The organism is Serratia sp. CY27727, from assembly GCF_052169275.1.
GTDB classification, from domain to species: domain Bacteria; phylum Pseudomonadota; class Gammaproteobacteria; order Enterobacterales; family Enterobacteriaceae; genus Serratia; species Serratia sarumanii.
Genome location: NZ_JBJNLB010000004.1, coordinates 97646 through 112958, shown reverse-complemented (window position 1 = coordinate 112958; position 15313 = coordinate 97646). Strand labels below are relative to the sequence as shown.

Here is a 15313-nt window from a genome sequence, read left to right as displayed (position 1 = left end):
GAAATATGTTTGATACCAAGATAGCGTTTATCGTGCGTGACGATCTGCCAACCTGGCAGCGGCTGAACGTGGTGGCCTTTCTGGCGACGGGCATCGCCGCCGCGGCCCCGGAAATCATCGGCGAGCGTTACGTGGATGCGCAGGGCAGACGCTACGGCGCCATTTCCGGGCAGCCGATGCTGATTTTCGCCGCGGATCTGCCGGGCCTGCAAAATGTGCATCGCAAAGGATTGGAGCGGGAATTAACGCTGATCCCCTATGTGCACGCCATGTTCGCGACCGGGCACGATGAAGCCAACCGCCAGGTTTTTCGCGCTGAAGACGCGGACAATCTGGATTTGGTCGGCCTGGCGCTGCGCGGGCCGAAGAAAGCGGTGGATAAGGCGATAAAAGGCCTGGCGCTCCACGGCTAGGGCTGGAAAGTGCGCCGCCCGGCGGCGAAAGCAGGGGGCCCGTCCCATGCCGTCTGAATGGCGGAATGGGGGTTTTGGTGGCAACACTTGAATGAGGTTCGGGCATCATTAAATGATAAGAACCGCGGTTTTTTGCGCCGTCGGCGAGGCTCTTATATATTTAGTAGCATGCCTGAGGCAGGTTAGGCATGAAACGGCGGTCGGTCGGGCCGCTGCAAGTACGACAGTTAATCCGTTCGCCAAGAGGCTGCGAGCCTGTGCTTTCGGTAGGGACAGCCGCCAATCGTTTTTACGGCGACCGAAGGCGGAGCAGCTACTCACAGGACACGAGGACACTTACCATGCATAAGAGAACACTGGCGTCACTGCATTACGAAAACATGCCTTACGATGGGGTACACTTTCATATTTTGAAACGGGAAACGCCTGGCCATACGGCGTTGCTGAAGCTGGATGCGGGCAGCCGGCAACCGGCGCGTTTTCATCCGGGCTGGGTGAAACTGATGGTGCTGAGCGGTGAACTGAAGGTTGACGATCAGACGTTGCAACCCCATGAGATGTTAATCATTCCTGCCAATACCGCCTATACGGTACAGGCCATTACGGAAGTGATTTGTCTGGCGATTTCCGAGCTGGACGGCGCCGAGCTGGCCCGTTGATGAAATAACAACTCTGGATGGAGGAGAGCCTAGGCGCTCTCCCTATCCCTTCAGCATTAAGCCGCCCCCCCGGGCTGAGCTGCCTGCTGATTGATGCGTATACCTCCTGATTATGCCACCGCGCTTTCCCTATCCATCACTTTCGGCCACGTCGCCCCCGCAACGAGCCGCCATTGCGCAGCGCATGCGCAACGCCTGCGTTTTACGCAGAACGATGAAATTTTGGTGTAAATAGTGAGTTTCTTCGCATAAGGCCCCTGGTGTGGCTTGCGACAGCGTCACTATATGGAGGATCATGCGGCCTCTCTATCAAATAAAAGACATTCGCGTTATCAAAAGGGACAAAGGCCATGGGATTCGAAGTCGACAACGCCGAAACGAAACGCATCGACCTCAGCAGCCACGAAAACTCCTCGTTCGAGGTGACGGGGCTGGTGAAACACTATCCGGCGGGCTTCGTCATTCCTTACCACTCGCATAGGCGCTGCCACTTGCTCTATTCGCAGCAGGGCGTTATGGCGGTCGAGGCGAGCAGCGGGCGCTGGATCGTGCCGCCCACCACCGCAGTCTGGCTGCGGCCGGGGGTAGAGCATCAGATCGTCATGCAGAGCAACATCTGCGTTTACGGGATTTTGGTCGATGAAATCACCGCCGCGCGTTTGCCGCTGCGCGACGGCGTCTTGCAGGTCTCACCGCTGCTGCGAGAGCTGATCGCTCAGCTGGCGACGCTGGCGCCCGAAGGGGCGGAGACCCAACGCAATGCGCTGCTCAGAGCGTTGTTCCTTGAGGAGTTGAGCCTGCAGCCGCAGCTGGCGCTGCACCTGCCTTGGCCGGCAGAGGCGAGAATGGCCGAGATTTGCCGGCAGTTGGTCATCACGCCGGCCGACGATCGCGGCATTGAGGCCTGGGCCGATTCACTGTCGATCAGCGTAAAGACCTTTCAACGCCATTTCAGCCAACAAACCGGCATCACCTTCGGCCAGTGGAAACAGCGTCTGCGGCTGCTGTCGTCCATTCCGCTGCTGTTGGCCGGCCACTCGATCATCCACGCCGCCTTCGAAAGCGGTTACGAGAGCCACAGCGCCTATTCGGTGGCGTTCAAAAAACTGTTTGGCGTTTCGCCTTCGCGCTTTACGCTATAGCCTTATGGCATAGCGCGCTTCTCCTATAGATTGAAGCAACCTAATGACGTATAAAGCAAAGCAGTCAACCTCCGAGGCCGCTTCCCGTGATAAAAATTGTCGTGTATCTGATTCTCGCCGTGACGATCGCCATTATTGCGGCCAGAGTCATTTTTCGTTTGCCGAATATCTCCCAGCGTCTGCCGCAGGCGGCATTGCCGGCGGATCCTGCCGCCCAGCTGCCGGCGCGCGCCGCCGAACTGATGGCGGCGCATCCGGGCCTGAGCGGCGTGGTACCGCTGGCCAGCGGGCACGATGCCTTCGCCAGCCGCCTGGCGCTGGCGCGGATGGCGGAAAGGTCGATCGACGCCCAGTACTACATATGGCATAACGACACCTCCGGGCAGATCCTGCTGAAAACCCTGTATGACGCGGCTCAACGCGGCGTGCGCGTGCGGCTGTTGCTGGACGATAACGGCGTCGCCATGGACGAGACCCTGGCGGCGCTGAACGCCCAGGAAAACGTCGAGATCCGCCTGTTTAACCCGTCAACCGTGCGCACGCCGAAGCTGGCCGGCTACGCCTTTGACTTTATGCGCATGAACCGGCGCATGCATAACAAGTCTTACATCGTCGACGGCGCCGTGGCGATCATCGGCGGCCGCAATATCGGCGACGAGTATTTCCAGGTCGGCGACGAAAACTATTTCCTCGATCTCGACGTGCTGAGCGTCGGCAACGTGGTGGCGGAGACCGCCGAGGTCTTCGATCGCTACTGGAACAGCGCGTCGGTGTTTGGCGTTGAGCAGATTATCCGGGGCAAAGGCGACCTTTTCGCCTTCCTGGCGCAGGCCACCGCGACCGAAAGCAGCGAACGGGCCCGCAAACTGGCGGTGCAGCTGGAAACCAGCGCGGTGCGCTTTCGCGATGGCGTCGTCCAACCGGAATTCACCCAGGTAGAGCTGGTGGCCGACGATCCGGCGAAAGGGCTGGGCAAGGCTTCGCGCGATCGTTTGATGGTGACGCAGCTGAGCAAGATTATCGGCGGCGTCGGCCGGCAATTGGATCTGGTCTCCGCCTATTTCGTGCCGGGCCGGGAAGGGGCGAGCTTTTTTGAATCGCTCGCCAAACAGGGAAAATCCATTCGCGTGCTGACCAACGCGATGAACACCACCGACGTGCTGGTGGTGCATGCCGGCTACGCCAAATACCGGCGTGAACTGCTGCAGGCGGGCGTCGAGCTGTTTGAGCTGAAGCTGCGCGCCGGCCAGCCGACGGGGCGGCAGGAACTCAAACCGCTGGGGCTGTCCGGCGCGGCGCTGCACGCGAAAACCTTCGCCATCGACGATAAACGGGTGTTTATCGGCTCGTTCAATTTCGATCCGCGATCGGCGCACCTGAATTGCGAAATGGGCTTCTTGATCGACAGCCCGACGCTGGCGGCCGACACCCGCCAGCTGTTTGATGGCCCGCTCGAATACGCCGCCTACCGCCCGGCGCTGACGCCCGCGGGCAAAATGGTCTGGAACGAAGCCTTCGAAGACGGCCACACCGAGATCCATCAGCAAGAGCCCGGCGCCGGCTGGGTAAAACGCATCGTTCTCATCGTGGCCGGCTGGCTGCCGATCGAATGGATGCTGTAACGGCGCGGCGGTAGGGAAAAGCGCCCCTGTCTCAGGCACGTTTCTTGCTTTATCCAGGAGTCTCCTCTTATCAGCAGGTTACTCCATGGCCCTTTCTGCTCTGAGCTTTGTACAGGCGTCGAAAAAAAGCGAAATCGCGGGTTTGCAACAGCTGTTGCAGCTGGGTGAACTGGTTGGTGCGGTCAGCCTGATGATCCACGCACTGCAACGGGAACGAGGCACCTCGAACATCTTCTTATGTTCTCATGGGAACACCTGGGGAAAGCAACTGAGTGAGCGGGCACTGGAGGTCCGGAAGGCAGAGGAGGCCGTCAGTCAGTGGCTTGCGTCTCAGGATCTTACCGGCCCCAACCTGGCGAATGCACCGCGATTACTCAGCCGCATTGCCTCGGTGTTGCATAGCCTCAGTACGTTACCGCAACTGCGTCAGCAGGTTCTTGGACTGTCTATCAGTCAGCCTGATGCCATGAATGCCTACAACGAGGTGATTCGCTCGCATTTGTCACTGGTTTTCGAAACGGCGGATATCTCCGGCGATCCGTCAATTTCACGGGCATTGCTGGCGATGTTTAGTTTTATGCAGGGAAAAGAGCTGGCCGCACAAGAGCGGGCCACGGCCGCCGCCGGTTTTGCGGCAGGGCATTTTGATGTCATCGCGCAACAGCAATTCACAGGCTTAATCGAGAGCCAGGAGCGCTGCTTTCAGACCTTCATGGAATTCGCGGCTCCCCGCTGTCTGGCAATGTGGCGGCAGCAGATGAACCAGGACAGCAGTGAATTTGAACGTTTCAGGAGAATTGCCTGCACGCGCGTCAGGCCTGGCGGTGAGACGACGGATACCGCATTACGCTGGTTTGACGTTGCGACGGCGCGAATCGATGGAATGAAAGTGGTGGAGGATGAGCTGCAAGCTGCGCTGATGGCCTCCTGCCGCCAGCGTATCCGTGAAGCACAGGCCGCCCTTGCGCTTCAGCAGCAGAATATTGACCAAATCCCACAGTCTGAAAGCCATTACTCCGCGCTACTCTCGCCGCAGCTTAGTCGTTCGGTTCTTGAGCTTGTTGAACAGCAGTCCCGCCAGCTGCAGGCGCTCGATGCCGAACTTTCTCAACTTCGCGTCACGCTGACCGAGCGCAAGCTGGTTGAGCGGGCAAAGGGCCTGCTGATGCAGCATCAGGGCTTAACGGAACCCCAGGCGCATAAGGCACTGCTTGAGATGGCAATGAATCAGAATAAGAAACTTTCGGAAATTGCTGACGCGATGCTTGCCGTGTCTGCGCTGTTAGGCAAAAACGGGCACAAACCGGGCCAATAACTGCACCTTCTGTGTGCAATTACGCTGTGCAGGATGTGCAGTTCCGGTGCACCAGAAAGGGCGTCAAAGCGACAGAATAAGGCTAACCCTCTGATTTTTTTTTGATACCGCAGGTTGGCACACAAGCTGCATTCTTTTTAATAGCAACAGCACTAAACCAATGGCGGTTTAGTCAGCATTACGGATAAAGGCGTCCGTTAGCGTTCAGGAAACTGAGCGCTAACTGGACGCTTTTTTTTTCATTTTTCAACCTAACGGGAAGCCCTGATGACACAAGACGACAAAAAGACTCCGGGACAACTCTCCCGCCGCTGCTTTCTTGCGGGGAGTGCGGTGCTCGGCGGCAGCATGTTGATGTCAGGATTCATGAACCGGGTCTGGGCTGCCGGTTCCGACACGCCAGAGAAGAAAGAGATTCGCGTCGGGTTCATTCCCCTGACCGACTGCTCCTCAGTGGTGATGGCGGCGGTAAAGAAATTTGATGAGAAGTACGGCATTAAAATCATCCCGAGCAAGGAGTCGAGCTGGGCGTCAGTACGCGACAAACTGGTGTCTGGCGAGTTGGATGCGGCGCATGTTCTGTATGGGATGCTCTATGGCCTGCAGCTTGGCGTGTCCGGCCCGCAGCATGAGATGGCGATGCTGATGTCTCTCAACCAGAACGGGCAGGCCATTACGCTCTCTGAGCAGTTAAAGCAGGCGGGCGTGACGGATGCTGCATCGCTACAAAAAGTGGTCCAGGCCAGTGCGAAGGGGACCTATACCTTTGCGCAGACGTTCCCGACCGGCACGCACGCGATGTGGCTTTACTACTGGCTGGCAAACGCCGGTATCCATCCCTTTAACGACGTGCGCAATGTCGTGGTGCCTCCGCCGCAAATGGTCATGAACATGAAAATCGGCAATATGAGCGGTTTTTGCGTGGGGGAACCCTGGAACCAGCGCGCGATTCAGGACGGCATTGGTTTCACTGCTGTCACCTCACAGGAAATCTGGCCGGATCATCCGGAAAAAGTGCTCGGCACAACCTCTGCCTGGGTGACTGAAAACCCGAATGCGGCTCGCGCGCTGACCGCCGCGGTGCTGGATGCCTCCCGCTGGATAGACACCTCTGATGCCAATCGTAGTGAAACCGCTCAGGTCGTTGCGGCGCGGGCGTACATCAACACGCCACTCAAGACGATTCAGGGGCGGATGCTCGGCGACTACGAAAATGGGCTGGGGAAAACGTGGAAAGATGCCCACCGCATGCGCTTCTTCAACGATGGCGCGGTCAATTATCCGTATCTCTCCGATGGCATGTGGTTCCTGACTCAGCAGAAGCGCTGGGGATTGCTGGACAGCGATCCTGACTACCTCGGTATCGCCCAAAAAATTAACCGCATTGACGTCTACAAACAAGCTGCCGCCGCGGTTGGCGGGATCAATTTGCCATCCAGCGACATGCGAAGCAGCACGTTGATTGACGGCAAAGTCTGGGACGGCAGCAACCCTGCTGACTACGCCAACAGTTTTGCAATGAAACGCTAAGTGAGGCCACAGATGTCCGTAAATTTGAAAACCAATGTCGTCACGTTGACGGAGCCTGCCGCGGTCAGCGTTGAATCGCCCGCCAGCGCAGAAGTGATCACGATCGAGAGAGCCGCCCCGGTAGCCAGAACGGATACCTTTATTGTCCGGCTTCGCGCGAGCATTCGCCGCTTCATGCAGAAAATGATCCCCGCCATTCTCGGGGCCTTCGTGCTGCTGCTCCTGTGGCAAATCGCCGCCAGTAGCAGTAAAGGCTTCCCGACGCCCGCTCAGACCTGGGAGGCGGCGAAGGTGATTTTTGCCGATCCGTTCTATATCAACGGGCCAAACGACATGGGCATTGGCTGGAATGTCCTGGCCTCGCTACAGCGAGTTGCGATTGGTTTCGGGCTTGCCGCGCTGGTCGGCATCCCGGCCGGGTTCCTGATTGGCCGCTTCAGCTTCATCGCCAGCATGTTCAACGCCATTATCTCGCTGCTGCGCCCGGTCAGCCCGCTGGCGTGGTTGCCGATTGGATTGCTGTTGTTCCAGCGCGCGGAGCCCGCCTCGTCCTGGACCATTTTCATCTGTTCTATCTGGCCGATGATCCTCAATACCGCAGAAGGGGTGATGCGCATTCCGCAGGACTATCTCAACGTTGCGCGGGTGCTGAAACTCAGCGAATTCACCGTAATGCGCAAGATCCTGTTTCCTGCCGTGCTGCCGTACATTCTGACCGGGGTGCGGTTGTCCATCGGTATCGCCTGGCTGGTGATTGTTGCGGCTGAAATGCTGACCGGCGGCGTGGGCATCGGTTTTTGGATCTGGAACGAATGGAACAACCTCAACGTGGAAAACATTATCGTCGCCATTCTGCTGATTGGTGCCGTGGGGATGTTACTGGAGCAGGGGCTGATGGCCGTTGCCCGTCGCTTAAGTTACGACAATCACTAGGAGCCCGCGATGAAAAAAGAAAAATCGATTATCAGCGTCCAGAGCGTCACTCAACGTTTTCCTTCAGCGAAAACCACCTTTCTGGCGCTCGATAACGTCAGCTTTGATATCGCAGAAGGCGAAACGGTCAGCCTGATTGGCCACTCAGGCTGCGGAAAATCGACGCTGCTGAATTTGATTGCCGGGCTGAGTCGCCCGACGGAAGGCGTGCTGCTGTGCGACAACAAAGAGATTACCGGGCCGGGGCCAGAGCGCGGGGTCGTCTTCCAGAACCATTCGCTGCTGCCATGGTTAACCGCTTTTGAGAATGTCGAACTGGCGGTGCGGCAGGTCTTTAAAGACCAGATGAACAAAAACGAAATGCACGACTGGATTTTGCACAATCTCGAACTGGTGCACATGGAGCATGCGGCCGATAAGCGTCCGGGCGCCATTTCAGGCGGCATGAAGCAGCGTGTCGGTATCGCCCGTGCCTTGGCGATGAAACCGAAAGTTTTGCTGATGGATGAACCTTTCGGGGCGCTGGATGCGCTGACGCGGGCGCATCTTCAGGACGCCGTTATGGACATTCAGGCGCGTCTGAAAACCACCATTTTGCTGATCACCCACGACGTTGATGAAGCGGTGCTGCTGTCTGACCGCGTGATGATGATGACTAATGGTCCGGCGGCGAAAGTCGGTGAAGTGTTACAGGTTGAGCTGTCACGCCCCCGCAGTCGACTGGCTTTGTCGAACGATCCTCTGTTCCACCAGTATCGCCAGCAGGTGCTGCATTTTCTCTATGCAAAACACCGGGCAGTGGCCTGATTCCATGAGGGGAGTTGTGCAATGGCTAAACCGACTCTAATCGTTATCGGCAATGGTATGGCAGGCGTGCGGCTGGTGGAACATCTCTGTGAGCTCGCACCAGATCGTTACCGTATCATGATCATTGGCGATGAAAAGCACAGTGCGTACAACCGTATCCAGCTGACGCCGGTGCTTTCCGGTGAGAAAGATTTTGGCCAGATAGTCACGCATGACGCGCAGTGGTATGAGCATCACAACATCACATTGATCGCAGGCACGGCGGCGACGGCAATCGACCGTCACGCTTGCACCGTCACGGCCGCCGGGCAGATCTATTCATACGATCATTTGGTTCTGGCCACTGGCTCACGGCCATTTCTGCCCCCCCTGCCTGGGGTCGAATTGCCGGGTATCTACGGGTTCCGCACTCAGCAGGATGTCGAAAATATTCTGCAGGGAACCTACGCAGGCCAACCGGTTGCGGTGATCGGCGGCGGCGTGCTGGGCGTGGAGGCGGCGGCGGCCCTGGCGCGGCGTGGAATGCGGGTGAGCCTGCTACATCGCGGCACACATCTGATGGATCAGCAGCTGGATGAACACGCCGGAAAACTGTTGCACGAGGGGCTCTCATTACGCGGCATCAACGTCATTTTGCAGGCTGAAACGGTGTCATTCAGCGCTGATGCCGCTGGCAACGTCAGCAGGGTGAATCTTAATGATGGGCGCGGAATAGCGGCGGAGCGGGTCGTGCTCTCTGTGGGCGTGCGGCCGGACATCGCGCTGGCACAACGGTCCGGCTTGCCGTGCGATCGCGGTATTCTGGTGAACCCGCAGCTGCAAACCGCTGACCCGCACATCTCGGCAATTGGAGAATGTTGCCAGTGGGGCGAACTCACTTTTGGCCTGGTGGCCCCGTGCTGGCAGCAGGCTGAAACGCTGGCCTCGCGGCTGGCGGGGGGCGATAAAGCCACTTCATTCGAGGTGCAGAATGTCCCGCTGCGTCTCAAGGTCACAGGCCTGAATTTGTTCTGCGCCGGTGAATTACACAGCCGCGATGGCGCTCAGACCCATACCACCTTTGACCCGTTTGACGGGCATTATCGCCGGCTGGTGCTCTGCGACAACCAACTGAAAGGGGTGTTGCTGTGGGGCGATATCAGCGATGGCCCGCAATACCTCCAGCGGATCGGCACGCCCGCTGGTCAACCGTTGCCCTTCAGCGTCTTCAGTCCCGGTAATGAGCCGGATGCCTCTGGCTTACAGCCTGTTAAATCAGAACCGTTACCCGTCGAGGTGGCGAGGAGTCATTCAATGTCGAAACCCGTATTGGTTATGGCCGGACACGGCATGGTGGGCCATCATTTTTTAGAGCAGTTGGTTGCGCGTGAGCTGCATCTGCAATACCAGGTGATTGTGTTTGCCGAAGAGGCCTCGCCCGCCTACGACCGTGTGCATTTGTCCGAATACTTCTCTGGCCGCACGGCGGAATCCCTCTCAATGGTTGAAAAGGGATTTTTCGAATCGACCGGGATTGAACTGCGTCTGGGGCACAGCATCGGGCTCGTTGATACAAAACACCGTTTTGTGGTCGATCACCAGGGGCGGCAGACGGCTTACGATGTACTGGTGCTGGCAACAGGATCCTATCCGTTTGTGCCGCCGATCCCTGGCAATGATGCGCCGGGCTGCCTGGTTTACCGCACGCTTGACGATCTTGCGGCCATTCAGGCCTGCGCGGCAAACGGCAAAACAGGCGTGGTTGTCGGCGGGGGATTACTGGGGCTGGAGGCGGCCAACGCGCTGAAACAGCTCGGGCTGGATACGCACGTGGTGGAGTTTGCACCGCGGCTGATGGGGGTTCAGCTCGACGACGACGGTGCCGCGATGCTGCGCCGTAAAATTGAAGCGCTGGACGTGAAGGTGCATACCGGGAAAGAAACCCAGGCCATTACTGCGGGCGAGGAGAGCCATTACCGGATGGTGTTTGCCGATGGCAGCTATCTGGAAACCGATCTGGTGCTATTTTCCGCAGGGATCCGCCCACGCGATCAGCTTGCGAGAGCGTGCGGGCTTGAAGTGGGGCCGCGCGGCGGCATTGTGATTGACGATCGCTGCCAGACGTCCGACCCGGCTATTTATGCGATCGGCGAATGTGCGCTGTGGAACGGGCAGATCTTCGGCCTGGTGGCGCCGGGTTATCAGATGGCCCGCGCGCTGGCGGATACCCTGACGGGCGGCGACGCCGTCTTTAAGGGCGCGGACATGAGCACCAAACTTAAGCTTCTTGGTGTTGAGGTGGCATCGATTGGTGACGCGCATGGGCGTACCCCCGGTAGCCAGAACTACAGCTGGGTAGACGGTCCGGCGGAAGTGTATAAGAAAATCGTGGTATCGCAGGATCGCAAACGGCTGCTGGGGGCGGTGCTGGTGGGCGACAGTGCGGAATACAGCACGTTGCTGCAAATGATGCTCAACGATATGCCGCTGCCAGCCAAACCTGAATCCCTCATTTTGCCTGCCGGGTCGGGCGCAGACAAACCTGTGCTGGGCATCGCAGCCCTGCCCGATAGCGCGCAAATTTGTTCCTGCCACAACGTCAGTAAAGGCGATGTCCGTAACGCCGTGAAGAACGGCTGCCACGATATGGCGGCGATAAAAGCCTGCACCAAAGCGGCGACGGGCTGTGGGGGCTGCGCCGCACTCACCAAGCAGGTGATGGAATATGCGCTGTCCGACATGGGCGTCGAGGTGAAAAAAGACATCTGTGAGCATTTCGCGTATTCGCGCCAGGAGATTTATCACCTGGTTCGGGTAGGCAATATCCGCACGTTCGGGGAACTGATTGAAAAGCACGGCCACGGCAGCGGGTGTGAAATCTGCAAACCGCTGGTCGGATCGATACTGGCATCATGCTGGAACGACTACCTGTTGAAACCGCAGCATTTGCCACTGCAGGACACCAACGATCGTTATTTCGCCAATATCCAGAAGGACGGGACCTATTCCGTCGTGCCGCGCGTTCCGGCGGGAGAGATAACCCCCGAAGGGCTTATCGCCATCGGCGAAGTCGCCAGGCGTTACAAGCTCTACACCAAAATTACCGGAGGGCAGCGAATCGACCTGTTCGGCGCGCGCCTGGAGCAACTGCCGGAGATCTGGCAGCAGCTGGTTGATGCCGGTTTTGAAACCGGTCATGCCTACGGCAAATCTCTGCGTACGGTGAAATCCTGCGTCGGGTCGAGCTGGTGTCGCTACGGCGTACAGGACTCCACCTCGCTCGCGCTGCAATTAGAGCACCGCTACAAAGGGCTGCGTTCGCCTCACAAAATCAAAATGGCCGTCTCGGGTTGTACCCGCGAGTGTGCCGAAGCCCAAAGTAAAGATGTGGGGGTAATTGCCACGGATAAGGGCTGGAACCTGTATGTCTGCGGCAACGGGGGAATGAAGCCCCGCCATGCTGATTTGCTGGCGCAGGACATGAGCACAGAGCAGCTCATTCGTACCGTTGACCGCTTACTGATGTTCTACATCCGCACCGCTGACCGGCTGCAGCGCACCAGCACCTGGATGGATAACCTCGAAGGGGGCATCGACTACCTGCGCCAGGTGATTCTGGACGACAGTCTGCAAATTGCGGATGAACTGGATCGTGAAATGTCTGCGGTGGTGGCGACGTACCAGTGTGAATGGCAGAGCACTCTGGCCTCGCCGGATCGCCTGGCGCTGTTCAGACCGTTTGTAAACAGCGAGGTCCCTGACGAAGGGGTCGTGATGGTGAGCGAACGTCAACAACTGCGGCCTGCAACGCATGAGGAGCGCAGCATGCTCGCCGTGCCTGCCGCAGAAAATACGCAGGAGCCCGCACCGGGCTGGGTGGAAGTGTGCAGCCTGAGCGCCATCCCGGCGAATGCGGGAATGGCGGCGCGCCTGGCGAGCCAGCAGATTGCGCTGTTCTATCTGCCCGGTCATCCACAGCAGGTTTTTGCGCTGAGCAATCATGAACCAGACAGCGACGCCAATGTGCTGGCGCGCGGGCTCGTGGGGGATGTCAAAGGCGAACCGGTGGTGATTTCCCCGCTCTATAAACAGCGCTTCAGCTTACGGGACGGCCGCAGCCTGGACAATTCGCCGCATGCGCTGCGAAGCTGGGCGGTGAAAGTGGAAGATGGCCGCGTCTGGGTTCAGGCACAAATGCAGGGCGTTGCGTCCGCCAAAATCATTGAAACGGTCAACCTATGAAAACAGCGTCTCCGGTCGTGAAAACCACCTGCGCCTATTGCGGCGTGGGGTGCGGCGTCAGTATGCAGCCACAGGCTGATGGCTTCGCCGCCAGCGGCGACCCGGCACATCCGGCGAATCGCGGAAGGCTGTGCGTGAAGGGCAGCGCGCTGGGTGAAACGCTGGGCTTACAGGGGCGTCTGCTCCAGCCTGAAATCCATCATCAACCCGTGAGCTGGCCGCAGGCGTTAGACGCTGTCGCACAAGGGCTACAGGCGACGATTGACGAGCATGGACCGCAGTCGGTCGCGTTTTATGGCTCGGGCCAGCTGCTAACGGAGGATTACTACGTCGCCAACAAGCTGATGAAAGGGTTTATCGGGGCGGGCAACATGGATACCAACTCCAGGTTGTGCATGGCCTCCGCCGTGGTGGGTTACAAGCGGGCGTTCGGCGCCGATGCCGTCCCCTGCAATTATGATGATCTGGAGCAGGCAGACTGCGTTATTCTGGTAGGTTCGAACACCGCCTGGGCGCATCCGGTGGTGTATCAGCGGCTGGCGAAAGCCAAAGCGGAGAGGCCGGAGATGCAGATTATCGTCGTTGATCCGCGTAAGACCGCCACCTGTGATATTGCCGATCTGCATCTGGCACTGCGTCCGAGCAGCGATGCGGCGCTGTTCTGCGGCGCACTGAACGAGATGGCAGCGCGCGGAAAACTGGATACCGCTTTTCTGCAGCACCACACGAACGGGGCAGAAGAAACCTTACAGACAGCAAAAGCGTGGAGCCTGGAGAAGACGGCGGACTATTGCGGGATCGCCTCCTCGCAATTACAGGCGTTTTATCAACGGATAGCCCGGAGCCAGCGGCTGGTCACGCTGTATTCGATGGGGATCAACCAGTCCAGTTCGGGCGTCGACAAATGCAACGCGATAATTAACCTGCATCTGGCAACCGGCCAGATTGGACACGCTGGCAGCGGGCCATTTTCGATAACGGGCCAGCCGAATGCGATGGGCGGACGTGAAGTCGGCGGGCTGGCAAACCAGCTGGCCTGCCATATGGGATTTACCGCCGAAGAGATTACACGGGTCGGGCGTTTCTGGCACAGCGATAACGTCGCGCAGAGCCCTGGACTCAATGCCATCGATCTCTTCCGCGCTATCGAGAAGGGAGAGATAAAAGCCGTCTGGATCATGGGCACCAATCCGCTGGTGTCACTTCCGGATGCCGATCGCGTGCGGGCCGGTCTGGCGCGCTGTCCTCTGGTTATTGTGTCCGACATTCTGCGTGACACGGACACCACCCGCGCCGCGCATATCCTGCTGCCCGCCCTGGGCTGGGGGGAGAAAAATGGCACGGTGACCAATTCGGAACGCTGTATCTCCCGGCAACGCGCGTTTCTGGCTGCACCTGGGGAGGCCAAACCTGACTGGTGGATCCTCAGCCAGGTTGCGCAGCGGCTGGGGTTTGCGGAGGCCTTTGCCTGGCAGCATCCGGCAGATATTTTCCGCGAACATGCGGCCTTGTCCGGCTTTGAAAATGCAGGCACTCGGGCGTTTGACATCAGCGGGCTGGCGCAGTTGTCCAATGAACAATGGGATACCCTGCAGCCGATCCAGTGGCCGGTTAATGCCGCACGGCCGCAGGGTACGCCGCGACTATTTACAGATAAAACCTTTTTTCACCCTGACGGTAAAGCACGGTTGATCGCCGTCACCCCGGCGCTGCCCGCCAGCCAGCCCACTGCGGCTTATCCGCTGATCATGAACACCGGAAGGGTGCGCGACCAGTGGCACACCATGACGCGAACCGGCAAGTCTGCTCGCCTGATGCAGCATATCAGCGAGCCGTACTGTCAGTTTCATCCGGATGATGCGCCGGGCATTCAGGCGGGTGAGTTGCTGCGTGTAACCTCATCCCATGGCTGGCTGCTGTTACGCGCGCAACCCGATCATCTCCAGCCTCGCGGCAGCATTTTCGTGCCGATCCATTGGAACAGCCATTTTAGCCGGCAGGCCCGGGTCGATGCGCTGATAGCTCCCGTTACCGATCCTCTTTCCGGGCAACCGGAAAGTAAGCATATGCCGGTCAATCTGACGAAATGGAAAGCGGCTTGGTATGCAGAGCTGTTTATTCGGGGAGAGGGGATCGCCGCGCCTGCCACCGCCTACTGGAGCCGCATCACCCAACCGGGCGTCACGCATTTTACGTTAGCGGATTCTTCGCTCCAGGAGGAGTGGATGGCGTGGCTGAATGAACATTATCCGCTGGAGGGGAAAACCTGCCAGAGCGCCCGGATGGGGGATGAGGGCTTCAACCTGCTGGTGTGGGCGCAGGGCGAACTGCAGCTGGCATTTTACGCGCGCCGAAGCCCACTGCTGCCGGACAGGCAAGCGATACTGTCTGCCTTTATCAGCCCGCCGGACACGGCACCGCAGCGGCTGGCGTTACTGGCGGGCCAGGCCGGCAGCCATAAGGCCGCCACCGGCAAAATGATTTGCAGCTGTTTTTCTGTTGGCGAAGCGCAGATTGTCGACGCCGTGCGGCAGGGATGCCACAGCGTGCAACAGCTCGGCTCAAAGCTGAAATGTGGCACTAACTGCGGCTCCTGCGTACCGGAGCTGAAAACGTTTATTGCCGGCCAGCTGGCCGCCCTGACGATGGAAGAACGCCCATGAAAACTAGC

10 protein-coding genes are annotated in these 15313 nt (G+C 58.7%); all 10 read left to right on the top strand.

Features of this window, described 5'->3' with window-relative positions:
- The first annotated feature begins 5 nt into the window (after positions 1 to 5).
- The 10 genes from ACJ8HB_RS13070 (at position 6) to ACJ8HB_RS13025 (ending at position 15305) form a co-directional block, all read left to right on the top strand.
- A complete protein-coding gene (locus ACJ8HB_RS13070) occupies positions 6 to 413 on the top strand; it encodes a DUF2000 domain-containing protein (protein WP_033653160.1) in 408 nt (135 codons plus the stop codon).
- A 341-nt stretch (positions 414 to 754) separates the two neighbouring features.
- Positions 755 to 1072 carry a cupin domain-containing protein gene (locus ACJ8HB_RS13065; RefSeq protein ID WP_015377878.1) on the top strand — a complete coding sequence of 106 codons (318 nt, stop codon included), beginning with the start codon at positions 755 to 757 and terminating at the stop codon, positions 1070 to 1072.
- A 350-nt stretch (positions 1073 to 1422) separates the two neighbouring features.
- Positions 1423 to 2214, top strand: coding sequence for an AraC family transcriptional regulator (locus tag ACJ8HB_RS13060; protein ID WP_049196970.1), 792 nt, complete (start codon positions 1423 to 1425; stop codon positions 2212 to 2214).
- A gap of 86 nt (positions 2215 to 2300) precedes the next feature.
- Entirely contained in the window at positions 2301 to 3836 is a 1536-nt protein-coding gene (locus tag ACJ8HB_RS13055) for a phospholipase D family protein (RefSeq protein ID WP_047567475.1), read from the top strand.
- Between the two features lie 85 nt (positions 3837 to 3921).
- Positions 3922 to 5151 (top strand): nitrate regulatory protein, encoded by a 1230-nt coding sequence (locus tag ACJ8HB_RS13050; protein ID WP_033653155.1) that lies wholly within the window; start codon positions 3922 to 3924, stop codon positions 5149 to 5151.
- A 267-nt stretch (positions 5152 to 5418) separates the two neighbouring features.
- On the top strand, positions 5419 to 6681 hold the full coding sequence (locus ACJ8HB_RS13045; protein WP_047567472.1) for a CmpA/NrtA family ABC transporter substrate-binding protein: 1263 nt from the start codon (positions 5419 to 5421) through the stop codon (positions 6679 to 6681).
- Positions 6682 to 6693: 12 nt separating this feature from the next.
- Complete coding sequence (gene ntrB / locus ACJ8HB_RS13040; RefSeq protein ID WP_094860077.1) at positions 6694 to 7614, top strand: nitrate ABC transporter permease; 921 nt, start codon at positions 6694 to 6696, stop codon at positions 7612 to 7614.
- Between the two features lie 9 nt (positions 7615 to 7623).
- Positions 7624 to 8421, top strand: coding sequence for an ABC transporter ATP-binding protein (locus ACJ8HB_RS13035; protein WP_094860078.1), 798 nt, complete (start codon positions 7624 to 7626; stop codon positions 8419 to 8421).
- Positions 8422 to 8442: 21 nt separating this feature from the next.
- On the top strand, positions 8443 to 12642 hold the full coding sequence (nirB, locus tag ACJ8HB_RS13030) for a nitrite reductase large subunit NirB (RefSeq protein ID WP_094860079.1): 4200 nt from the start codon (positions 8443 to 8445) through the stop codon (positions 12640 to 12642).
- Positions 12639 to 15305: a nitrate reductase gene (locus ACJ8HB_RS13025; RefSeq protein ID WP_047567467.1), complete on the top strand. Its 2667-nt coding sequence runs from the start codon at positions 12639 to 12641 to the stop codon at positions 15303 to 15305. The genes nirB and ACJ8HB_RS13025 overlap by 4 nt, the downstream gene beginning before the upstream one ends.
- Positions 15306 to 15313: the final 8 nt, after the last annotated feature.